The organism is Blautia caccae (assembly GCF_040095955.1).
GTDB lineage: Bacteria > Bacillota > Clostridia > Lachnospirales > Lachnospiraceae > Blautia > Blautia celeris.
Genome location: NZ_JBBMFP010000040.1, coordinates 1 through 23,222 on the forward strand (window position 1 = coordinate 1; position 23,222 = coordinate 23,222).

Sequence of the window (23,222 nt, forward strand, 5' to 3'; positions counted from 1 at the left end):
GCCTCTGTCTTTGTCATGTGTTACTCCTTTCCCCGGCAGTTGCGCCGGCGCAAAAAGAGAGCGATCACTCGCCCTCTACTCCTCTTTGTTATGCTGCTTAATTACCTGGTTGACGTAGGTCGATAATCCAGCCACCAGTATGCCCTGGACAATCGCTGTAAACACTGCCATTGCGATTTCCTGCATCCCGCTCAATGGGCAGGTGGCAACCACCCAAATACCGCACAGCAGGATTCCCAGTCCTCCAAGAGATATCGGGATATACTTATCTGCAATTGCCTCTGTCTTCTTCATGCCCACACCTACAAAATAAAGCACCACGGCCAACACCAGCAGTTCTGGTTTTACATAATTCATAATCTGATCCATAATCATCTTCCTTTCTTCTCCAGGTCTTCAATCCTATGATTTGCGACCTTCATCTGTTCTTCTTGCACACACAGCTTCTGTTCCAGCTCATATGTACGCTCTATTACATTATTATGCTTATCTACCCGTTTTGTGAGCTCCTCCAGTTTATACTCCAGCAGAGCTCTGGTCTTTTCCTGCTGACCACGATTGCTGATCAGGCAGACAAGCAGTGTTACACCTGCAGAGATGCAGGCTGAAATGATTGTTTCCATTCGCATTTCTCCTTATTAATTTCTACAATAAAATAAGACCGTCTCCGGTCCTGCTCTTATCTCTGCCATATGCGGTTACTCTACCGGGTCAACCGGCGGGTCAATCGGCGGGTCAACCGGCGGGGCAACCGGCGGGTCTACTGGGTCTGGGGTAGGCTCTGGTTCAACCGGTTCCAGCACTAGGGTTTTGCTTGGTTTGACAGGCCACTTAATCTCAAATGGGAAGCCATCCTGCTCTGGTATATCTCTTAATGCCTCCCGGTATCGCGTCCATTCACCATTTAAGGCTTGCCCCAGTGTGGTTAAAAAATCTAACCATACAGTAAATGTCTTTCCGGCTGGCACCTGTAAGCCCAGTCTGTCAAGCACAACTTCTTTGTCGCTCTCTGCCAACATTTTGTCTCTGATTTTCCTTGCTGTTTCCGCCGCCGCTTCCACATCTTTTTCGCTAACTGCTGTTTCATAAGCTGTCTGTTGTACATCGGACTGCTCTGCCTTTGTGGTTTCATATAATTTCTGCATTTTCGCCAATCTTTCACTTTCTGTCACCATTATTCCCATATCTTTCCTCCTATCTTATTTTGATAATTAGTAGATTGCACAAGCCACCGCCGCACCGAGGGAACTGTGCGCATAGTCGCTGCCCACAGAACCGTCAGGGCGCACAAGGCGCACAGAGTAAGTGACCCAGGGGTTCGGAGACCGCAACCACCAGAACCTAGCAGCTCCGCTGCTATTGTATTTGATTCTGTCAGCGGCCAGTGCTCCGCTGTAATATGGGTACTGTGTTCCGTCTGCCACATTGTTCTCCATGCCTCCGAACACCTCTGAGTATGATGCCAGCCAGAATCTGTCCTGTGTTTCATAGGAACTGTTCAACTCATCCGCCTCCTCGTGGATGCCGTTGGACTTCGTTACGTGCGAACAGATTCCAACCACTTCCAGGAAGTCTGCCGGCAGTCCAGCCATAAATCCAGCTATTGAAGCGTTCCACGTTGGCGGCCTATCATATTTTGTCTGCGGTGTCCAAAATGTTCCTACTGCCTTATCGCTGTTCAGCATCTGTCTCAGTGCTGACTCCTTCCAGTTACTGGAACCGTACCGGATGCGGTGCGTGTGGTTGAGTGCTCCTTTTCCGTCTGCGGTTCCTAGATCCGTTCCCCCGGTGCCCTCTGTGACCGTCACCGTCTCCAGAGCTGTAGTGCTTACTTGCGTCTCATATGTACTTATCTTTGTGGCTGTTGACTGCGTATTATACGACCACGGAAACATAACCACCCCGCCCGCAGGCACGGCTTTTGTAAGCGTAAACTGTAGCGTCTTACCACCTCCATAACTGGTATCGTATCCTGCCAGTAGCGTAAAATGATAGGTTCCTGCCGCCATCGTTGTTTCTGCTTTATAAAGTGCCTCTGTATTATCAAACTGGATTGAGTTGATGACACAATCATGGCTCAGTAGAGTCATACTGTGTTCCATCCTACCATTTGGGTCCTTGTCATAATCGTGGGCTACTACATCCCAGATTATCTCTCCGTATGTTTCATGCTGCACCCTCAATTGCGACCCGACAGGAAATGCTTTTTTCCCAAATCCACTCCGAACTATGCGCTGTACAGATGCCCACGTACTTACTTCCGGTGTCTGCCCCGTGACCGATATAGCAATGAGATTGAGCGCCTGAGCTATCTCCTGCATGGTCGATTCGCGGGGAATGTTAATTGTACTCATAGTATCTACCTCCTTCTTAATAATTAATGTCCAGTCCCATATCATTGGGATTTATAGAGAGCCTTAACCCTCCTAATGTCTCCCGGATGTATGTCTCTGTGTCCACGGTGTACTCCAGGGAGATAACAGGCTGTAGCGGGTCATCTGTCCAGATGTGGGTGGTACCGGCATAACTGCACAGGGCATTCATGGCGGATTGCTCCTGGGGAGTGAGGGGCGTCCATGTCTCTGTGTCTTTGCCTATGTCGTATAAGCATCCCCACACGCCATCCCTGCATGTAAGCTTGTCCCACTGTGTAAGCGGACGGTCTGAGGTTACGGTGGCTGTGCGGCCTTTGTAGGGTTCCCAGCCGGTGTCTTTGTCTCCCAGTATTACACGGGGATAATAGACTTTATTTGTCAGCACCGTTCCGGAGTCTATTTGGGCATGGCGTACTCCTGTGACCTTAAAACCTTCGGGATGTTTTTCCGGGTCAACAAAAAATTTGTATTGTGCCGGATATTCTGTGCCCATAAACAATACTACATCTGATATATAGTATGTTTTACCGGCTTGGAGCACCATTAATACATTATCGCCTGTAATATCTGCTGTATACTTGCCTAACAACCATACAGCGACTGGCGCACCTGTACCAGTGCCATTACTGGTTAATGTACCATCTGGGTTTACGACTGTAGTTATTCCCGCAGCGGTACCGCCTTTTGCTCCGGTCATATCAAGCAGGTTGTTTTTGCACGCTGTCACCTTCACCTCATACTTACCGGTCTTCGGGTTCAGTACCCCTACATTTTTCAGCGGCACTTCCGCTTCCGGCGCCGGCACCCCATCCTGCACCGTCATCCCCTGCACATCCAGCTTCCGGTATCCCTTGCCTTCCACCGCGTCCTCCAGGGTAAGAAAGCTCCCCTCCGCCTCCCGGATGATAGCGCTTGCCGTGGTACGCTGGAGCTGTGCTACATTGTCCCGGTTAGTGTGAATCTGCTCCCGATCTGCGGCTATTTCTGCGGCGGCTGCCTGGACATTTTGGACTTGTATGCTGCCCTCTGCCTGTACACGGGATACCTGGGTGTCTCCGGCTGTGTTTACACGCTGTGTCTGAGTCTGGCCGGCATTGTTTACGTCAGTTACGGCCTGCTGTGCGGTGAGGGTGAAATCATTATTGATTTTTTCAACTGCCCTTCTGTCCGCTGCGACCGCCCCCCTGTCCTCTCCTGTAGCTTTCCTGTCAGCCGCCGTCTGCTCCGCATCTTTTCCGGTCTGTTCCGCATCATTAAATGCCTTGTCAATAAGACCATCAAGCACACCGTATTTATTAGATCCCATAATAGCGTTATCATCCCTGGCTGATGCTTCAGTATAAAGGATGAAATTTGCTGTTGATACTCTTGCATCCCCCATCATAAGCTCTATCTGACAAGGCCGCCTGCCGCTGTGCAACATATCGGATGACAAAGGAGCCAGCACTTTATTATCCTGAATGGTACATTCGTTCCAAAAAGTACCGCAGGCAATTCTTGCGGTAACTCCGGCAGGTATCTGGTATTCCTTCCCTGCCTCCCTCAATGCGATCTTCAGGACGCGGCCTGTATCTCCCTGTTTTGCATAGACCACTTCCGTGCCACTGCTGTAAAAATCAAGTACGATATCATCCTTAATTATCTTCAGTTCGCTCATTTTCATCACCTTCTTTTTCGGCTGCCTCTCTCTGGATCGCATCCATTTCAATTGTCATTCTCGTCAACTCCGCAGCATATTCGGAAGCCCTCATTTCTTTCACTTTTACAACCACATTCGCCAGTGCACAGTCCAGCCATGTGCTCGTAAGTCCATACTTTCGGGCAACTCCCATAACGGCGTCACCGATTTCAGCTTCGGCCCTGCTGATTGCTACAGGCGTCGAAATCTGTACTTTTCTCATTTCAGGAGCTTCTTTTTTCTTCATTTTATACCTCCATATCTATAGTCATTTCTAGTGGTTCTGGCTTCTCGAAATCTAACTCTTTTGGTTTCGGGTCCATTGCAAGTTTAACAGCCTCTTCAATTTGTTCATCAGTGTAAACCGTTTTCACTCCCGTATTTTCCAATAGTGATATGGCATTCACCGGATTAATCATTTCGTATAGCTGTTGTACGGAACGGATTAAATATGCTACAAATTTCATAAAGCTGACAGCGTACAAACCATTCTCCTGCTTTGTTACTGCCTCTGGGATAACTTGCATGACCTGCTGTGCGATCACACCCATCGGAACGTGGGTACCATCTGTTCTCCAGTCAAACTGTTTTACATTTATTTGCAAAAGCTTTTCCAGTGCATCCACTTCTGGGTCTGCGATATTGGCCTTTATACGCTCGTCTGACTGGTTGTAAATGTCATATCCGTGCATATTCAGGTCTGTGTAAAAATCCACTCCCGTGCCGTTATAAACGTTCACACCTCCTGCATTTACATCAAGTTTTTGCACATATGTGCGGTCCGGCTCTGCCCGAAAATAACTTGTACTGCTACCAGTATTGCAAACAATAAAGGACCCCGTCTGAGCGCCTATGGCACCGTTCCAGCTCGTCATACATCCATAACTGCCCAGATTGACGTCGTATCCCTCACTGTAAAGGTCAGCCCCTAAATGCAAACCTTTTTCATCAAAAATACTATTTGCCTGGCTGAAACATAGCATTGTCGTATATGTCGTAGCTGATGATGACGTACGATAAGCAAGCGCCATGTATTTGCCTTGATATTCCAGGTCAATAACAAGCCCTTTATGGGCTGAATTCTTTGCCCATTGATTCGTACCAATTTTCCCTACATAATACCCATCCCTCCAAAAATGATTGCCGCTTTCATCAAAAGCAGAACGCTTTTTACTACTATTCACGGCTCCATCGTATATAGCAATCTCACCGGCACTGATCTGAACATATTTACTGCTGTTATTAAAGGCCGTTATCACCTTGTCATAATATTGCGTTACATAGCTCGCAAATTCATTTTGTGCGACCTTACTCTCAATGCTATTGCTCAGGATGGTCAATTGTGCTTCATTATAACTTTCATAGTTTCCTAACAGCTCTACATCTTTGACATATACTGGTACGCCGCTCACATTATCATAAATGTAAAAATAGCGGTTTCCATCTGTTGTCACATCATATTCAAGTTCAAATTCTTTCCACTCTCCTGGAAGGATTCCTCCTATAGGTGTGTACTTTGATGTATAATTAAAACTACACCGGACTCTTGCTTTTGCTGTACTACCCGGTTCGGCAGCGGCCTTGAACCTGACTTTAAATTTACCTGCTTTTACGTTCGTCCAATACTGCCGTATATAAGCCGTTGTCGGAGTACCTGAAAACCTCACACATTTCCCCAATACATCATCCGTTACAAGGGTTATTGCTGTCTCATCCGATACCGTCCATTCGTTTAAGCCATCTGAAAAATCACCATTAACGACGTAATTATGTTTGGTATCCTGTTCCAGCCGCTTTACGCTGGATGTGATCTCATCCGAAGCAAGAGATATCGCCGCTTTCGCATCTACAAGAGCCTGTGCTGCCGCGTTCTGACCTGCTTCTGTAGCATTTTTCTCTGCCGTATCCGCCGCACTCTGTCCTTCCTTCACAGCTTCTTTTTTTGCATTGTTTGCTACTGTTTCCGCATAAGCAAAAGTTGCATATGTTTTTGCCGCTGCCAACTCAATACCCTGCGCACTCACATTGATAGCGGATCTCATTTCTTCCGTCGTGGAATACAACTTCAGTTTTTCGTCTGTGGATTTATTTGCATTTGATTCTGCCGCGTTAGCTGCCGTCTGCCCGGCTTGGATTGCGGCAGTCTTTGCCTCATCCACCACTTGCGTGACATACATTGTAGTTGTATACTTCTGTTCTGCCTCTAACTTGATGTCATCGGCAGATTGTATAATGGCAGTCCGCACCTCTTCTGTGGTGGAATACAGTTCCAGTTTACCGTCTGTATATTTCTTTGAGTTATTCAGCGCTTCGGTCGCCTTATCTTCGCTATATTTTTCAACAGCGCGCCTATATTCTGATGATAATGTTTCTGACTGTATGCTGCCTGCCTTGATGATTGCTCCATTCAACTCTCCCACCGTTATAAGGCTGGCATTTATTTGCCCATCCGAAGTTAACGCAAGCTCATATGGGCCGTTATACCCGTTTTTTGAGTGCCCCAGGCCGCCAAGATTAAACCGCCACATATTTTTTGCGGTATTTACATCTTTAGTATCCATGACCAAAAACTCATATGGGTTATGATCTGCGTCATAGTTCAGGCGGACATTTCCGCCTTTGGCACCTGTTATAGATTCAGTCGCACGGTCTATCGCCTCGTCCATGAAATTCTTCTGTTGCTGGCCCTGAGACTTGATCTCTTCTTTTACCTGCTTGATGGTGCTTTCTATCCGTGGAGCCGTGGCCGATATCGTAACAACATCCAGATCATGCCGTTTCGGATATTCCCGGTATTCCACCACACGGTGCTTTATGTGCACTCTGCGCCGCCGGTCAATCAATGTGACCATTTTATACAGCCACATATCAGCGTTAAAGTTTCTTACATCACATTCGTAAGAGCGCACCGGATATGCGAGGGTTTTAAGTTTCTCCTTTGCCGCCTGCAGAAGACTGGATGCTACTGTATACCTTTCATCACTCCATCCTATAGATATCGTGCGGTTACTGTATGTCTTATCCTCTACATACTCTTTCCCGCCATTGATTCCGGCAAAAGTAAGGGGAATCCCTTCATCGTCCTTCTTGCCATATGCATACAGCCTTGTGGCGAAATCAGCACTGTTCCCGGTAAACCCCAGGCTCCGCAGGTTTAATTCGTCGGTAAAATACTCGCCACTATCTGTATAAGATTCCGGGTTTATCACATATAGCTTTTTACCAGGGACATCATAATTAACGACTGCTCCATATATCTCACAGGCCCTTGTCAATATATCCAGGGATACCACGCATTCCATTGGAGTTTCCTCGGATGCCTCCACTGTGTCACGCTTTGTAAATACGCCTGCGCCCAGTATCGTCCACCCTGTCGGCTTGATATCATCCAGAACCTCTATGAGTAATGCATTCGTCTTTCGGTATTCCTTCCAGAATCGTTCTCTCCATGCATCCAGGTCTATGTCGCAGTCCACAACTACCATACCGCCATGCTCATCCACATTTTTTACAGCATAGATGTTATTCCCATCCGTGATGCGGACCTCTTCAGCGATATGTTTGTACGATTCATGTTCCGGTGAGAGTTCAAATGTCAGTACATCCCTGCCGTCATACTTATGGCATATGCTCCATGCATTCCCTTGCAGGTTGAGCGGATACAATATACTATTGTCACCTGCATCATATATTTTAAGCATGGTATTCACCTCACATAAAAACCGGGTAAAATGAAACCTTAACCGGCATATTTGCCGACATAACGATTTCATTCATACCCGGTCTTATTTTCGGAAAATCTATAATATCCGTATCCAAAAAGCGGTTTATGCCACCGGCGGTGACTTTCCCTTCGATTCCATCAATAATAAACGTCTCCTTTGCCTTTAAATTTTTTACGGTTATCCCATTTATCTTAAAAGATGAAGTTGCCGTTGTTGGCGTGATCTCCATCCGCATCCCGCTTTCCACATTCCCCAAATTCTTTACAGATCCATTCCCCGTTAACTCATGTGTGACAAGCGGCAGCCTTTTGATTACAATAAAATTCATCGTTACCAGGTGGTAATATTCCACGCCTGTATCATCGTCACTGTATTCTGTCAAGATCGCAGGGTATTCAAATCGGCTTGCTGTTGTCTGTATGACACATTTCCTACAGGCTACCAGCAGATTTGAAATGTTTTCCTGCAGATCTTCTTCTGAGTTTCCACAGACATAGAACACCATTACCGCACCTTTACCATCCAAAGCACTGCTATATACATTAAATGCACTCACTCCAGTATTCTCTGTATAATCAAGAGTGATGGCACCGGGTAGCATATAAAACTCCTTCAGGTCCGCCGCATACTCACGATATACGTCTACGCCATCTATATAGCACTCGTCGCCTATCCGCTTGTCGTTATTATTGTTAAAAGCAATCAATTGCACCACCTTCTTTCGGGCATAATAATACCCCGCCTGATTTTCAAGCGGGGTGGTTTATTTAACTATACTTGTCGTATATATCCTGTAAACTTTTATTGTATTTATTATCTGCATCTATAGCTGAAAATGTTCTATTCTCAAGATATTTTAACTTAAAACTACTTTCAATTGCTTCGTCTACATCCAAAAACATTAAACTACTCTCAAATTGCCCTTCATCATTGCGAATCATCAAATATATGCTTTTATGCGATTCATCTATAAGCGAAATTGTAAGCGATTGATATGATCCCGTATCATCTCTACTAAATATTTCATAACATTTCTGCATTAAATTGAAATATAATTCAGGCTCAATATCACTAATGCTCTTGATATCATTGATAATATTCAATCCGTTTTCCGCTATATACGCCTCAGATTTGATGTCAGGGCATTGATTAGTAATTTCATCAACAATGCTATTTGATATCTTATCGTCTGCCGTCGAATATTCAATTGCATCTGATGCAGAATCCGTGGATTCCGATACTGAATCCTCTACCGTTAATTCCTGTTGTATATCACTTTCTTCCTTTTGACCACAACCGCATAAAAACAATACACTCAATAATAAAAATATTCTTTTCATTCTTTATACCTCCATATCGTAATTATACCTTATTAAGCTTTATAATTAAAGCTTTTTTGAATAAATTCTGGAAATCACTGGTGCTGTTCTCCTCCCGATTATTTCATAATTTACATCATAAATATTACCATCCCTCATTTCTATTACAGGTGAAATTGGATTTTTCCTTAATGAAGCATCTAATTCTCTCGCTATATCTTTCGCAATCTGTTTATAGTCTATTTCTGGAGTATTAATAGTAATATTTATATCATCTCTTTGAACCGCCATAGCTTTTGAGATATCATTCATTATTTCATTTCGTCTGGCGGATTCTGAAGTGCTGATTCCCAGCATTGTTCCGGTCTGTTCATAAAGATTTAATGCCGTATTCCTCTTACTTGTGCTAAGCGGAATAACAACTTCCGGTTTATTACCTTCTGCCAACCATGAAAGCTGTTCAGTTTCAACGAACCCACCGTTAGCATGTCCACCGATACCTCCTGTACTATTTGTATATAAGTTCATTGTCGCAGTTAATGGGTTTCTATCCAGAAAATCTTGCATCCCATTCCAACCTTGACTTGCTGCATATATCCAATCAGGTTCATTCATATCAGGTGCGTCTAAACTTGAATTTTCTACAACTTCTTCCATACCATCAATACCCATAATGCCAAGTTTTTTTAATCTGGATACAAATTGTGGGGATATCTCTCCAATTCTGGTGTCTGTAGCAGTATCTATGACATCAATTGTGTTCTTAGCTTCATTCTTAACAACCTTTATATTATCGTATAAGCCTTTTCCAATACTATCATCTACTGCAACACCCAGTTCCATTAACTGTGCCAAAATTTCAGGCCGTTTGGCCTTATCTGCGTTTTTAAGTTCTGATAACAATTCAATGGCTTTGCCTTGTACTGATGGCGCTCTATCAGAAAGAGTGTTCAATAGTGAATCCGACGCGTTTATTCCAAACGCTCGCATCAATTCTTGCACTTCGGATGTTTTAATGGATGTTCCATTGGCCAGTTGCGACAACAACTCAACGGTTCTTTCATACACTTCTGGAGATTTGGTTATTAATGAATCGGTCAAAGCATCTGTTGTTGATATCCCGCATTGTCCCATCAGAGCTTCTATCGTCGGGGTTGAGTCTTCCGTTGCCTGTTGAAGCAGTTTCCATGTATTCGCTTGCGCATCATATACCTTTCCGGATGCCATAAATATACCATCCGATATTTCTTTTGGTATTTTAATTCCTGATTTTTCAGCTTCTGCGACAGCATTCATAAATTCAGGTGAACCGCTCATCTGAGCGCCTAATAACTGATACAAATGTTCAGTGTTGCCAGACATCACTTCCAATTGATAGACATCCAGTAGACCCTGCGAGATTGATTCTGGCACAATCTTCCCGGCGTTTAGGTAGTCATCTGCAATTCGTGTCATTTGTTCGATATCAGGAGACATATTATCCAGTATATCATTAATATTCTTCCTGGAATTTTTATCAATTTCTTCGTATCCCTTTTTAAATTCACCTTTCATACCCTCGAACAAAGCGTCAAAACTTCCACTATTATATTGTACGCTTTCAAATTTATCGTTAAATGATTCTTCAAAATCATTTTTGAATTTATCTGTAGTTTTTTCCAGCTCTTTTGAGTAATTGGATTTTATTGTGCCAACTTCCACATTGACAGTATTAACCAAAAGTTCGCCTAATTGTTTATTAGCCTGGATATCAATATCGCGCTTTGCATCTTCAAATTCTTTTGGTGATATTTGACCTGCATTTAATTTTACCTGCCAAGGAATAAGCAGGTCAATTCTGGTCTGTTCTATTTCATCTCTTCTTTTCCCAATCTCTTTAGTGATTTCTTTCTGAACAGTCTTAAAGCTTTCCGCTGTCAGTCCGGTTCCTGTATTGGCACTTGCCTGAATGTTCTCCAATTTAAGCTGATACTCCGCTTTCGCGATCTTATCAAGCTCTTTTTGTATCTCCTCCCTCGTACGACTGATAGCGTTCATCTCTTCATCAGTCATCACATTATCTTCCCAGGCATTATTAACCTGGTCAGCCAGTTTCTCACCAAGAGCCTGTAAATCGCTGTACAGGCCGTTATAAAAATCATCAGAGAATTGCTTGAAATTATCGTTAGATGTGGTTCCAGGCTCAAATACGGCGTCTATGGCAAGGTTTGCAGTGTAATGCTGCTGTTCTATGTAATTCTGCACGCTGGTCACATAGTTGTTCACAGATGATTTGTAGTTCTCGCGTTCCTCCTCTGTGAGTTCCATACCTACAGATACTTTCCACTCTGCCTTATTCATATCATCTATGGATGTCTGTATGCTACTCTCAAACTCTTCGAGCTTCTGTCTCGCCTCTATCTCTGCATCCAGGCGCACAGTCCAGTCATTAGTGGTCAGCCTTTTTGCAACATCTTCCACCTCTTCAGCAGACAGCTTTACGGTTCCAAAGTGTTCTTCCAGATTAGCCTTCTTCGCCTTTTCATTGGCGATTGCAAAAGCAGTACCCACTCCCACAATGGCAGTCGTAGCAAGCGCCGCCACTCCCAAAGGAGATCCCAATTTTGACAGTATCCCAGAAAAACCTCCAACGGATGAATTTGCATTCAGCGCTCCTTTTTCTACTGCCTCCATACCATTTTTCAGCACATCCGCTTTCGCTTTTGATTTACCAAATGATTCAAGCAGGGAGCCGACGCCAGAAGTCATTTTCCCAATTCCCGTTGTTGCTGTACCGGTCACTTTTAAAACTGGGCCAAGGGCTGCGGCAAAGCCAGCCGCTTTTAAGATTGCCTCCTGTTCTTTCGGGGAAAGTTTGCTAAACTTCTCAGCCAGATCGCCGACAAATCCGACAGCCTTTGTCACCATAGGCAGAAGCTTATTACCTACCTCTATACCGGTGTTTTTTAACTTATTCAGTTCCTTTTTGATTTTCCCCATATCGGAATTATTCATTTTATCGAATGCTTCTTCTGTGGCACCGGCGCTACCCTTCATAGCATCCATAGCGCCCTGCATATCCTTTGCACCTGTGTCAGAAGTAAGGACCATCATAGAGTTAAGTCCCTCTACAGAGCCGAACAATGTAGCAAATCCGCCGATTGGACTATCCGCAGCCTGCGCGAGCGTTTCCATGCTCTGCTCCATGCCTTTTGTCTCTTTTTTGAGATTCTTGTATTCGTCAGAGCTTTTTTCTCCCTGCTCTTCCAGTTCTGCCAGCCTTAATTTATTTACTGCTACTTTTTCAGACAGTTCCGCAAATTCTGGGGATGCTTGCTGCAGTGCTGCCTTTACATCCTCCATTACGCCTGTCATCCCTTTAGATTGCAAAGCTGATGCAGAGAAATCAAGCCCCAAAAGGTCCGCCGCCTTTGCCGCCTCCGTGGATGGGCTGATAATATTTGACAGGGCCGCCTTTAGTCCGGTCACCGCCTCACTGGTCCCGATACCGTTTTTAGTAAGAGTTGCCATGATAGACATTACCTCTTCTATGCTCATATCAAGCTGTGAGGTAATAGGAATGACCTGCCCCATGCTGGACGCTAATTCGCCGAATGTTGTCTTACCATAGTTCTGCGTCATCAGCATCATATCAGAGACTTTCTGCATATTATCCACACCAGAAAGACCATAACTGTTCATGATCGTGGTCAGTCCGTCAACCGCAGTCGCAGTGTCCGTAAACCCGCCTTTTGCAGCCTTTGCCGCAATCTCTGTATACCCTATTGCATTTGCCGTATCTCCTGTGGCAGAAATAGTCTGATATAATGCCTCATTAAAGTCTGCAAAAGCAACTCCCGTATCATTGGAGACTTCCATTGCACCCGCGCTTATCTGATCCATGCTCAAAACTGTCTCGTCAGCGATAGTGGATACTTTAGCAAGGCTGTCGCCTGCCTGAAGAGCGAAATTGACAGCAGCCCCACCAGCTCCCACAAGGGGAGTAGTCACTCCGACGGTCAGCTTACTGCCTATGGAGTTTATCTTATCACCGGCGGCCTGTATCTTGTCTCCTGCGTCCTGCATCTCCCGCCCGAATATCACCGCTGTGCTCTTTGCCTCTGCAAGCTGTACCGCCATATTTGATATAGATGTCTCCGTTTCGTTTACCTTGGTTTGGAAGTCTATGATTGCCTCCTTGGACTCATCTATTTCCATATCCAGAGCGTTATGTTCGGATTTTAGCTGTTCAAGCTCATTGCGGTATTTGTCTGTCGCATCAGCGGCTTTCTCGTATGAGCTGATGATTTCTTTATGCTTTTCTGTTACTTCTTTATACTTATCTGCTACTTCTTTATGCTTTTCTGCTACTTCTTTGGCCTCGTCACTGTTCTTCCCGTATTCATCAGTGACAGCCTTTATTTCCTTCTGCGCAGCCTTGTATTCATCAGTAACAGTCTTTATCTCCTTCTGTGCAGCTTTATACGCATCAGAAATGCTGTTGAGCTTTTCTTTTGACTTTTCATACTGGCTGGACGTGTTCTCAATCTTGGTCTTTAACTTTGCCTGTTCTTCCCCAGATTGCTTGATAATGGTGTTTAATCCATCTATCTCCTTTTTATATACAGTGGTCTTATCCTTTGCCGTAGAGATGTATCTTGACAGGATATTTGCCCGGTTTGCAGCCTCCTCAAAAGCAGATCCGGTCCCTTTACTGACCGCCTCCAGCTTATCAAATTCTGACTGGGCCAGTTTCCCGCTGCGCTCGATCTTCTCCAGTTCTTTCTGTGCGCTGGATACCGAAGATTTCATGTTCGATATATCAAGCTCTATATAACCTTTTGCTACACCAAAATCTTCCATACCATCACACTCCTAACCTTGCGTAGAAATCACTCATGCTGTTTGTCTCTACCTCATATACCGGTGTTTCTCCATCCCGTATACGGTTTAAAATATAGTTACAAGCCTCGTCAAAACAGAAGGCTGTATATTCATCGTCTATGCCCATTATCTCACTGGGCTTTCTTCTTCCCGACAGGTTTAGTATCCTGTTTAGATTTTTCGATTTTACGAAACACTTTGAGGGAATCTACCCCCGTCTGTGTGTAATTGTATATGTAGAGGAGCTGCTGGTCTGTAAGGTTGATACCGGCTTCCTCCAGTTCGCTGTAGCTCGGTTCCACCATAGACGCTTCTGCTACGATGGTCAGGACTTCGCCCAACTCTTTCATTCTCTCTCCGTTATCCATTGCCTTGTTAACGCCATTTTTAAACAGCTCAGATGCCACGCCCAGCAACGGGTTCGGAATATCTCCCTTCTGTGCAAGCTGCATGATAGACGGCCTTTTGAGCACAACAACAAGCGGTTCTGACTCTGACGTAAAACCGGGAAGCTCCACTTCGGAGCCTCCCGCTATCTTTTTTATCTCTTCAATTTTCGTTGCCATATATCCTCCTTATGAGATTGTCGGCAGTTTGTCCACGTATTCGATTGTATACGGCGGTTCCCCATTCGCCGGGCTGGAATTGATGGTATATTCTGTTGCCCGGAACACATCATCTTCGGAGTTCAGACCCGCCGGCTGTCCGGTACATCCCGGATAAGATGTTTTCTCATATCCTGTGATCGCAGATCCGGACATCTGTGCGGAATATGCATCAAGTGTAAATTCTACCGGTGTATAATCTTCACCAGATACCGGCGGCGTATACCCCGTAATCTTCTGCTGTTCATCCTTTGTGATCGTACCACCCTGTAAAATCTCAATAAGTTCCAGGATGGTCAGATTATCTGTAAGTGTAAGCGTATGCCCTGTCAATGTCTTTTTCTCGGGTTTCTGCGCTTTTAATACTCCTTTAATCATGCATTTTACTGCATCCGTAGTTTCAAGCTGCGGTTCTACCCCCAGCTTTGTGCCGGATGTGATCGCAATGCATTTCGGGGTGGTCTCTTTTGTTGTAACTACGATCATACAACAATCAATCGTAGCCTTTTCTGTTCCTCTTTTCGGCGTTGCTCCTGCCATATCTTATCTCTCCTTTATAATCTATTTACTTTGCTCACCCGTGGGGACTGATAATACAGACCTGCTGTATATGCCTCCACATCGTCATCCAGGTAATGCGGCTGCTGGTCATCCACCAATTTTACGTGAGGATACAAACTGTTCATACAGCCTTGTACCGCATCTATATATCCAGCAAACTGGCTATATCTCGCCGCAGGATAATACAACAGCAGTTTGTACCGCTGTCCTTCTACGCTGTATTCTAATCGGCTCCCCTCGCTTTTGAGTACGATATAAGGATCTGTGCATTTCCCTTCATGCTGTCCCATCGAGTAGACGTCGAACCCTCCGCCTGTCAAATGCAGAAAAATCTCTTCCCAGGTCATTTCATGCCCCCTATCATTTTCCAGCAGCTCTTAATGACCGCCGGTGCCTCTTTCTTAAGCGTAGGATATATGATGGCATATTTTTCCTCGTGTCCGAATTCCAGCTGCGCACCGTAATTAACTCCATGTGCAAGGTATATCCGTATGCCGGTATCCGTTACTTTGCAGTATCCTTTCATCCGCTGCCGGGCATGAGCTGTCCTGTCTGTCCAGGGTCTCTCCTCCTGCGCTTTTCTCTGCAGGTCTGCCGCTACTGTCTTACCATAGGCTACAAGCGCTTTCTCCGCCCTCTGTGGCATTCTCCCAAGCTCTCTGTACATTTCATCAAAATCGAACATCAGACCGCCTCCAGAGATAAATCAAGGCACAGGTGCAGGTTTCCCAGGTCATCTATGCCTATCACTTTATATGTAGCTCCATCAACAGTAACCTTATCGTTCTTATTGACATCTTTCGTATACCGAATCAATAGTTTTGGCTCCTTCTGTGTCCTCACTTTGCCTGCCTCAACCAGTGATACGTTCAGAAACCCATTCGCTTCATGGAAAAGGCCACGGCATTTCAGCCAGCCTTCCTCCCACGCCTTCTCATGGAATTTGTTTTCAATCTCACGGGAAAAAGAACATTGCTGTCCATGCCGTTCCAATACTCTGCATATTTGATGCATCTGTAGCTCAAATGCCATCCTATCACCCGCCTTTTCTTACAGTTGTACAGTTCGGGCGGTACATGGATGCAAGCCGAAGCCAGTATGCATGTGTATCTGCTATAGACAGTCCAGACACATTCAAGGAGCATTCTTCTGCCTTAATAATAAGGCAATGGTACGCCGCAAGATCAATGTCATTCCCAGCGCGCTCTAACTGCATAGTCAGTTCATCATCGGTAAAAAATGGCACGTCATTTTCCCTCAGGATTACGCGCAGTTTCTCAATAGCATCCATGTATGACCTCCTTATGCTGTTGCGTTTGCCGCAAGCTTATGTTTCAGCGCAACAATTGGGATGTTTTTAAGCTGCTTTTTCAAGATCCAGTTTGCAGGTTTTTCCAGATCAGCATTGTTTGCATACTTCTTACCGTTGGACGGTACCGCAGCCGGGTTCCATGACACGCCAAGCGGATGCATTACCAGCGCACGACGGTTAATCAGTACATTCTCAGCTTTCATCTTGTTTCTGTCTGTCTCCACGCCGATCAGTCCCATCGGCATACCGTCATTTCTTGCGAACACTCCTTTGCCCAGGAAGTATGTCATGTAAGTCTTATTTGTTGTGTCATACGGCATACCATCATCCACGATGACCTGATATCCAAGATAATAATCAATCTTGATCTTCAGCGTAGCGTCATACTCCGTTTCAATATTCTGCTGTTTCTGGAGCTGTGTGTAAGTGGCAGAGTGCATAAACACCATACCCAGCTTGTCAAACGCATCTCCCATGAGCTGTTTAGCATCAAGTGTATTATCCACACCAATGATACAGTCAGTTCCCGCGGCCGCTGATACATCCAACACATGCGCTTTCAGCGCGCCTTTAGACGGGTCCAGAATACCTTTCAGGATTGACAACATGATAGCCTGTTCTCTTTCATTCCACCAATCGGCAGAAAGATTGATAATAGCGCTCATAGGGTCACTTCCTCCAAATACTTTAGATAAGTCTGTGTCACCCCATGCTTTCTGACGGATCAGCAGCGTAGCTACCTCGTTATCGGTTGTGATCTTGTCAACACCGATCTCCTCCTCGCCGAACACCTCATCTTCTCCGGTTAACGGATTGTAATACGGCATGGTGATAAAATTCCCGCCTTTGGGCATGCCACTGATTACCTGTGATACTGTCGGGTCAGATGTTACAATACCACTTCTAACAAGAGTGGACTTTTCCGTTGTTCTGTCAATAATATACTGTGCGAACTTACTCGGCACGATCTGCATATCCGCAATACTTGTAATTGCCATTCTCTAATTCCTCCTTATTCTACATTTGCCTCTGCTTTTAATCTCTTTGCTTTCTCAGGATCGTTGACCTCCATCATCATCTGTTCTGTGAGGTTCCATCCCTTTTCTGTGTACGGGTTCTTCTCCGGCGGAGTAACTTCAGTACGTTTCCGCGGAAAATTAGAAGGATTGCCCGTCCCTCCAGGCTGCACTTCCTGGAACTGCCCAGCATACTGTTCTTTGACGGATTTCATAAAGTTCTCAGGGTCTTTTACTTCACCCTTGTCATCAAACTCTACACCGTCGCCCAGCTTATACAGCAGATAGTCTGTGTCTGTACATCCTTCCTTTGACAGCAGGACACGCAGTTCGAATTCTTTCTTGTCCTTCGCTCTGCCTTCCCGCTCCTCTGTAAGCTGCCGCTCCAGATCTTCCACATCTACCTTCTCCAGCTCACCAATCCTGTTATTTGCAGTGATAAGGTCGGCTCTCAACGTCTTGATCTCCGTGTCCTTTGTGGTGAGCTGCGTTTTAAGCGCTGTGATCTCAGCGCCATTCTGGTCCAGCACCTTGTCAATGACGTCTTTTTCAAGGCCCAGGCCCTCTAAAAATTTCCTGTCCATATATCTCCTTTCCCGGCTACACGTGTTTAACGAGGTTCCGCAACCTCCGCCGTCCCGTAGTTTAACGACTTCGGACCGGTCATTTTTGCATAATAAAAGCCCGGTTTTCTCCAGGCATATTATTTTTTATTACTTCAACCATTTATCAAGCGCCGGATTGCTCGCGCCTTTTGCCCAGGCTGTCAGCTCGTCTGCGATTTCATCATATGATTTCGTAATCACTGCTGTAATGACACACATTCCGTTTGGGTGGTCCAGCGGTACATTGTACTTTTCAAAAGTTTTTCCGTCACGCTCTCTGCACAAGTCACATGTTCTTTTCGCATTATTTGAGCTATGCCACTGGTATTTTACAATGAATGGATTATCTTCCGTACTCCTCACGAATGCCATTTGATATGCATGTGTGATTGATGTACGGGAGAGCCGCTGTGCGCAGTAATCTACGACTTCTTTACTTTTTGGATATACTTTTTTCCATTCCCAGGGCTTTCTGGCCTCTGGTTTCAAATACATTTCCAGATCACGCGATAATTCCAGGGCGGACTTCTGTTCAATTATCCCCCTCTGGATGATATATCCTATATCTGTGTCAAATTGTTTCTTATAGTTCCATAGCCGTTCTGACAGTCCAGTGAAGTCCTTGTATATGCCGCCGCTCATAAGCTCATCTGCGCATTCCTGCGGTATCGTGGAAAAAACGTCTTTAAAACGTTCTGACACGCTCTTATCCAAGGATGACCAGAACGCCACCTCTGACTGTGTTACGGCCTCTGCAGTATCCAGTATCCCTTTCTTTACAAGGCCTTGCAATTCGTTGTACAACTCTCTACTTCGGGATTTGAGGGCTTTTGCATAGTCCTTCATCCATCTGTAAGTCAAGGTAGTTTTATCATGCTTGTGCAGCTCATGCCCGAACTCCTTTGCTATATCGCTGTACAGCTTCGCTATCTGCCGCCGCTGGCTCTCTGTTATCTCTATCCGCTTACGCTGTGATTCTTCTGCCAGTTCCAGGTATTGCCGTATATGTCCGTATGGCAATTACATCACCCCTCCGGGGAAGCTTTCTTCCAGCATCCTCTTTTCTTTCACCATTTGCTCGATTTCTGAATCGGCATCTTCATCGGTCATTCCTTTGTGGTCCGGCCCGCCCCATTCTTTCAGGTATGATTTGATGGACCGTCCTGTGCCTACTTCCTGCAGGTCAAGCGCCCTCTCTTCTGCCTCATCCTCTGGTAGCGGATACTGGTTTTCAATGGTAATGATGTGTTCCGCATGCTGAAAATCTCCATATATGGTTTTAAGTCCAGGGAACACTTCGGCAGCATACAGCAGTAATTCAGCCAGCCATTCAAGCGCCGGTTTCCATGCCATCCATTTTGCCTCGCAACGGCATATAAGAGGCCAATATAGCATCTTTAGTCCCTTACCGGATGTCATTAACCCCTGTGTCTTTTCCAGGCTTAAATCTGGGATTCCCAGGCTGTCATGCATGTTTTCATTGATGTTAGCCAAAGTATCTTTATACGTATCGCCATAGCTGAAGCTATTCTCTATAGTCCCTGTCGTTGGCGTTTTACCGTCAAGAACGGGGTCCGCCTGTAGATCCCATACAACACCCGGCTCATTCACCAGTTTCTTAATGGCCTCTGGTTTTGCTCCACTTACCCATGTAATTGCATTCATGGTTTTTCTTACGGTGTCCAGGTTAGCAGAACGCATCTTACTGTACCATGAGTCCTCATCCTGGATCATTTCCACGTCGGAATCTCCATCCATATCTCCCGATACCCCGTCATTAACAATCACATATACTGGGATTCTGTCCAGGCCAGTGTCACGGTCCTCAATCTTATATCCTTCTATCAGTTCCCCGTATCCGTCATGAAGACTTTCGGCTACATAACACTTACCATTCTCCATGCGATAGCGTTGCCTCCACCATCGTTGCCGTGTTTTGTCCTCATCATCAGGAGTCACACAGTAAAATAGGATTACTTTGCTGATTACGTCTATATCATCTGGTTCTGTCTCGTACAGAAATCCATCCGCAGGTACAAACATGATTCCCAGTTTGTCAGGGGTAACATTTACCTTGATCGCAACCTTGCCCCCAATAAAGCAATCTTTTGCCCCCTTTAACAATTTCCCAGACCATAGGCACTTCTTCAATACCTCTTTCAGATATTCCTGCATCGCCGTTTCATTCGGTTTTCCGTCATCTGTCTTTTCTTCATCTGGGCATGTCACTTTTATATCCGGCGGTTTACCTACCATAAATTCAGCCTGCTTATTGATAAGGCGCTTAATTTTCTTTGATCTCAGCTCTGTAGGACTGAACTTCTTTTCCTCGCTGTCTTCGCCCACATCTTCAATGCTGAATTCAGCGCCTTCCTCATATATCTCATACCATTTCTGTACCTCGGCTAACCGTTGCGTTACATACGGTCCGTATGGCCCAGAAGATAATTCATTTAATATGAAAATTGGTAAATCCATAAAACCCATATCACTCACCCCTTTCTCCATATTTTTTATCACTGTATATTCCGTATCTCATAGCATCCATCACGTCATCCATTTCTTTTACCGGAGCTTCTTCTCCCTCTTTCCATGCATAGGTGTCAATCTCGTTGTCAAACTCTTCCACCTCTTCCCGAACAGCAAAAAGACGACGTGTCTTAAACAACGTCGCCACCTCTGCAATCCCTGCGATCACATCCTTTATTGCTTTTATAGCCCTCAGTCCTTCTTTCCTCATCTCATAAATTAGATCAGGTCGGGCAGAATCACAATAAAAGTTTATGTATCCATATTTATCCGTCAATTCCTGGCCTATCTTTATCCAATCATCAATGGAACGATATTTGGCTGTCCACTCTTTTAGTATATAGATGTTTCCATCCGTTCCCTCGCCAAACAACAAGAAACATCCTGGGTGCTCCCATCCAAAGTCTACCCCAACCCAATGCCTTACTATCTGCGGCACCCGTTCTTTTGATATATAGTGCACATTACGGTCAAAATCCGGATATATAATACCGGCCGCCGCTACCCATGCCCCGTTGATGTCCCTGTCATAAAACATACCGGATGGTGTAGTTTCCATGATACTGCGTCTGTACCTCTCTGTCGTGAATGTATTATCTGTGAGCTTCCACTGTTCCGCATGTATTGTAAATCCGTCCGCATTGTCTATATAATCCTTTTTCAGCCAGTGTGAGGGGCTGTCGGGATTTGTATCTATTATCAGACGGGCACCGTCTCCTGAGCATCTGGATTTAATCTCATTGAAAACCTCCTGGTTTGATACTGTGGCCTCATTGATATAAGCGCCATAGGCAGTCATACCACGAATCCTAGTCAAATCATTTATTTTGCTGTGTCCGAAGCAGCACACCTGTACACCAAATAATTTGAATCTATTGAACCTGTCAAATTGAAATTCCAACCCGTACTTATTTGTCAGCTCATTCAGGATATTCCTGTTGATAGCTCCTAAATCGGAACCAGCAAGGATATATTGTGGTAAGGCAACTCCCAGGGATTCTGCTATCCGTCTCACCCGCAACAGCTCATAGAGAAATAGATCATTGTCCAGAACGGTTTTACCAGAACGCTTCGCTCCGTGATTGATAAGCATGAAATAATCATTGTTCATGGCAAATTTAAGGACGGATTGTTGCTTCGGACTGTAGAGCTGATTTATACTCACTTCCTCATATCCTCCTCTATAGCTCTTATGTACTTTTCTACAGCTTTCTCACCTGAATTACCATTTACCTCATGCTTATCTCTCCACTTATCCGGCCTGCGGTTCTTCAACCAGAAGATTTGTGCCGTTGTATCTGGTACCACTTCTTTTTTTACCTTCTTGGTTATTTTCATTTCCAGATTACCCGTTTCTGGATTTTCGCATATCTTTTTAGTTACTTCTTCATAAGAATATCCCAATGCCCGTTTAAGTAAAGCATTCTCTACCTGCCGGTCCACTACCTCTTTCCCCTTTTTTAGGGCCTCCGAAATCTCCTCGTGTTCATTTTTCCACCGATACAGAGTAGAAGGTACTATACCCATGTTCTCAGCTATTTGTTCATCTATCAGACCATCTCTGGCCCATCCTTCCAGCAAAAGCAAGCCTTCCGGCGTCAACCAGTATTCATATTTTCCTTTAGCCGTAAGGCTCACCTCTTTTCTGCATACAAAAAGAGACACCGAAGTGCCTCTTACTCTTTTACCAGTTTATAACCCTTTAATACTATACTCCTCGTCTGTGCTGGCTTATAATCAATCAGTCCCCAACGCTTTAACGCCTCCAGATGCTTCCATACTGTTGATGTGGAGCTAATCCCTATTGCCTTACAGATGTCTCTTACAGACGGGGAATACATATTTTTTGTTATATAAGCAACGATGAAGTTATACACGTCCATCTGCCGTTTTGTAGGTCCGGTATTCATTTTATCATCTCCAAACATTTGTTCTTATGCTAATTATAGAACATACGTTTCATAGTGTCAAATGGATAGATTTTCCAGTTAATCTACTAAATACATTTTGCCTCCTGGAATACCTTTAGCATCTTCGGAAACTGAAGCGCGATCCAGTCTACCAACTCTTCATCAGTGCCCCAATTGCTATTTGCGTCTAACCCGCTCTCATATAGGAACCCGTGAATGATCTCGTGCCGCAGAATCCGTTTTTCTTCTGGTTCTACGTCTACTGAGCTCCCATATTCCGGTTTTAGCATACATGTGACAATACTTTTGGTTGTGCTGTCACAATAGCCATCCTTCTTTTCTAACAGAATATCATCTGATATTTTCTTGCGCTCTATGGAATACTCTGTTCCCAATATTTCGATTTGCATTTTGTCCCCTCCATGATATAATTTTCTTGTGCCGCACCACAAAAGAGAAGGTGATTTTATGGCAGATAAAGGTAAATGCAGTGAAAAACCGCCTCGCCGTGGTCCTATGACTGTAAAGGTTAAAGGCTATACCCGGGAAGATGGTACTAAAGTAGATCCTTACAAACGGCATAAACCCAAGTAACTATTAACTGTTTTGGTGCGGCACATCTCACAACATAATGGAATCTGTCACGAAATAGGCATAGCCGGGATCGAACCGGCGGCACACGCCTTATAAGGCCGCCGCTCTCCCTCTGAGCTATATACCCATA

25 protein-coding genes and 1 tRNA gene are annotated in these 23,222 nt (G+C 44.9%); 1 reads left to right on the forward strand and 25 read right to left on the reverse strand.

Annotation, left to right across the window (positions count from 1 at the left end):
- Positions 1–75: 75 nt before the first annotated feature.
- From WMO65_RS25200 to WMO65_RS25315, 24 genes are all read right to left on the reverse strand, one after another.
- Positions 76–369: a phage holin family protein gene (locus WMO65_RS25200; protein WP_181014631.1), complete on the reverse strand. Its 294-nt coding sequence runs from the start codon at positions 367–369 to the stop codon at positions 76–78.
- A 2-nt stretch (positions 370–371) separates the two neighbouring features.
- The gene (locus WMO65_RS25205) at positions 372–623 is read right to left on the reverse strand and encodes a hypothetical protein (protein ID WP_349064740.1); all 252 of its coding nucleotides are present in this window, start codon (positions 621–623) and stop codon (positions 372–374) included.
- 75 nt (positions 624–698) lie between these two features.
- Complete coding sequence (locus tag WMO65_RS25210; RefSeq protein WP_349064742.1) at positions 699–1,184, reverse strand: phage tail assembly chaperone; 486 nt, start codon at positions 1,182–1,184, stop codon at positions 699–701.
- Positions 1,185–1,211: 27 nt separating this feature from the next.
- Positions 1,212–2,354 carry a DUF6273 domain-containing protein gene (locus WMO65_RS25215; protein WP_349064744.1) on the reverse strand — a complete coding sequence of 381 codons (1,143 nt, stop codon included), beginning with the start codon at positions 2,352–2,354 and terminating at the stop codon, positions 1,212–1,214.
- Positions 2,355–2,370: 16 nt separating this feature from the next.
- The gene (locus WMO65_RS25220; protein WP_349064746.1) at positions 2,371–4,032 is read right to left on the reverse strand and encodes a hypothetical protein; all 1,662 of its coding nucleotides are present in this window, start codon (positions 4,030–4,032) and stop codon (positions 2,371–2,373) included.
- The gene (locus WMO65_RS25225; RefSeq protein WP_256170791.1) at positions 4,010–4,300 is read right to left on the reverse strand and encodes a hypothetical protein; all 291 of its coding nucleotides are present in this window, start codon (positions 4,298–4,300) and stop codon (positions 4,010–4,012) included. The genes WMO65_RS25220 and WMO65_RS25225 overlap by 23 nt, the downstream gene beginning before the upstream one ends.
- A gap of 1 nt (position 4,301) precedes the next feature.
- Positions 4,302–7,826, reverse strand: coding sequence for a phage tail spike protein (locus WMO65_RS25230; RefSeq protein ID WP_349064748.1), 3,525 nt, complete (start codon positions 7,824–7,826; stop codon positions 4,302–4,304).
- Complete coding sequence (locus tag WMO65_RS25235) at positions 7,765–8,484, reverse strand: phage tail family protein (RefSeq protein WP_256170795.1); 720 nt, start codon at positions 8,482–8,484, stop codon at positions 7,765–7,767. The genes WMO65_RS25230 and WMO65_RS25235 overlap by 62 nt, the downstream gene beginning before the upstream one ends.
- Positions 8,485–8,545: 61 nt before the next feature.
- A complete protein-coding gene (locus WMO65_RS25240) occupies positions 8,546–9,118 on the reverse strand; it encodes a hypothetical protein (protein WP_349064749.1) in 573 nt (190 codons plus the stop codon).
- Between the two features lie 45 nt (positions 9,119–9,163).
- Positions 9,164–13,939, reverse strand: coding sequence for a phage tail tape measure protein (locus WMO65_RS25245; RefSeq protein ID WP_349064751.1), 4,776 nt, complete (start codon positions 13,937–13,939; stop codon positions 9,164–9,166).
- Between the two features lie 152 nt (positions 13,940–14,091).
- Complete coding sequence (locus tag WMO65_RS25250) at positions 14,092–14,526, reverse strand: esterase (RefSeq protein ID WP_256170800.1); 435 nt, start codon at positions 14,524–14,526, stop codon at positions 14,092–14,094.
- 9 nt (positions 14,527–14,535) lie between these two features.
- Positions 14,536–15,105, reverse strand: coding sequence for a hypothetical protein (locus tag WMO65_RS25255; RefSeq protein ID WP_256170801.1), 570 nt, complete (start codon positions 15,103–15,105; stop codon positions 14,536–14,538).
- A 14-nt stretch (positions 15,106–15,119) separates the two neighbouring features.
- The gene (locus tag WMO65_RS25260) at positions 15,120–15,473 is read right to left on the reverse strand and encodes a hypothetical protein (RefSeq protein WP_349064753.1); all 354 of its coding nucleotides are present in this window, start codon (positions 15,471–15,473) and stop codon (positions 15,120–15,122) included.
- Positions 15,470–15,811 (reverse strand): hypothetical protein, encoded by a 342-nt coding sequence (locus WMO65_RS25265; protein ID WP_349064755.1) that lies wholly within the window; start codon positions 15,809–15,811, stop codon positions 15,470–15,472. Before WMO65_RS25265 ends, WMO65_RS25260 begins: the two co-directional genes overlap by 4 nt.
- Entirely contained in the window at positions 15,811–16,158 is a 348-nt protein-coding gene (locus tag WMO65_RS25270; protein WP_349064757.1) for a phage head closure protein, read from the reverse strand. Before WMO65_RS25270 ends, WMO65_RS25265 begins: the two co-directional genes overlap by 1 nt.
- Before the next feature lie 4 nt (positions 16,159–16,162).
- Positions 16,163–16,417, reverse strand: coding sequence for a hypothetical protein (locus WMO65_RS25275; RefSeq protein WP_349064759.1), 255 nt, complete (start codon positions 16,415–16,417; stop codon positions 16,163–16,165).
- An 11-nt stretch (positions 16,418–16,428) separates the two neighbouring features.
- The gene (locus tag WMO65_RS25280) at positions 16,429–17,436 is read right to left on the reverse strand and encodes a major capsid protein (RefSeq protein ID WP_349064761.1); all 1,008 of its coding nucleotides are present in this window, start codon (positions 17,434–17,436) and stop codon (positions 16,429–16,431) included.
- Between the two features lie 14 nt (positions 17,437–17,450).
- Positions 17,451–18,038, reverse strand: a complete 588-nt coding sequence (locus tag WMO65_RS25285; protein WP_349064763.1) for a phage scaffolding protein — start codon at positions 18,036–18,038, stop codon at positions 17,451–17,453.
- A 129-nt stretch (positions 18,039–18,167) separates the two neighbouring features.
- Positions 18,168–19,079, reverse strand: coding sequence for a structural protein (locus WMO65_RS25290; RefSeq protein ID WP_256170809.1), 912 nt, complete (start codon positions 19,077–19,079; stop codon positions 18,168–18,170).
- On the reverse strand, positions 19,080–20,546 hold the full coding sequence (locus tag WMO65_RS25295) for a phage portal protein (protein ID WP_256170824.1): 1,467 nt from the start codon (positions 20,544–20,546) through the stop codon (positions 19,080–19,082). It abuts the gene before it with no gap.
- A 1-nt stretch (position 20,547) separates the two neighbouring features.
- Positions 20,548–21,753 (reverse strand): PBSX family phage terminase large subunit, encoded by a 1,206-nt coding sequence (locus tag WMO65_RS25300; RefSeq protein ID WP_256170810.1) that lies wholly within the window; start codon positions 21,751–21,753, stop codon positions 20,548–20,550.
- Positions 21,750–22,253, reverse strand: a complete 504-nt coding sequence (locus tag WMO65_RS25305; RefSeq protein WP_349064765.1) for a transposase — start codon at positions 22,251–22,253, stop codon at positions 21,750–21,752. The genes WMO65_RS25300 and WMO65_RS25305 overlap by 4 nt, the downstream gene beginning before the upstream one ends.
- Positions 22,254–22,264: 11 nt before the next feature.
- Positions 22,265–22,498, reverse strand: coding sequence for a LexA family protein (locus tag WMO65_RS25310; RefSeq protein ID WP_349064767.1), 234 nt, complete (start codon positions 22,496–22,498; stop codon positions 22,265–22,267).
- Positions 22,499–22,584: 86 nt separating this feature from the next.
- Entirely contained in the window at positions 22,585–22,908 is a 324-nt protein-coding gene (locus tag WMO65_RS25315; protein WP_349064768.1) for a hypothetical protein, read from the reverse strand.
- Positions 22,909–22,966: 58 nt separating this feature from the next.
- Between WMO65_RS25315 and WMO65_RS25320 the strand changes: the two genes are divergently transcribed.
- Positions 22,967–23,092: a hypothetical protein gene (locus WMO65_RS25320; RefSeq protein ID WP_279232584.1), complete on the forward strand. Its 126-nt coding sequence runs from the start codon at positions 22,967–22,969 to the stop codon at positions 23,090–23,092.
- Between the two features lie 55 nt (positions 23,093–23,147).
- On the opposite strand, the gene WMO65_RS25325 is transcribed toward WMO65_RS25320, so the two are convergent.
- Positions 23,148–23,219: transfer RNA gene (locus WMO65_RS25325), tRNA-Ile, on the reverse strand.
- Between the last annotated feature and the right edge of the window lie 3 nt (positions 23,220–23,222).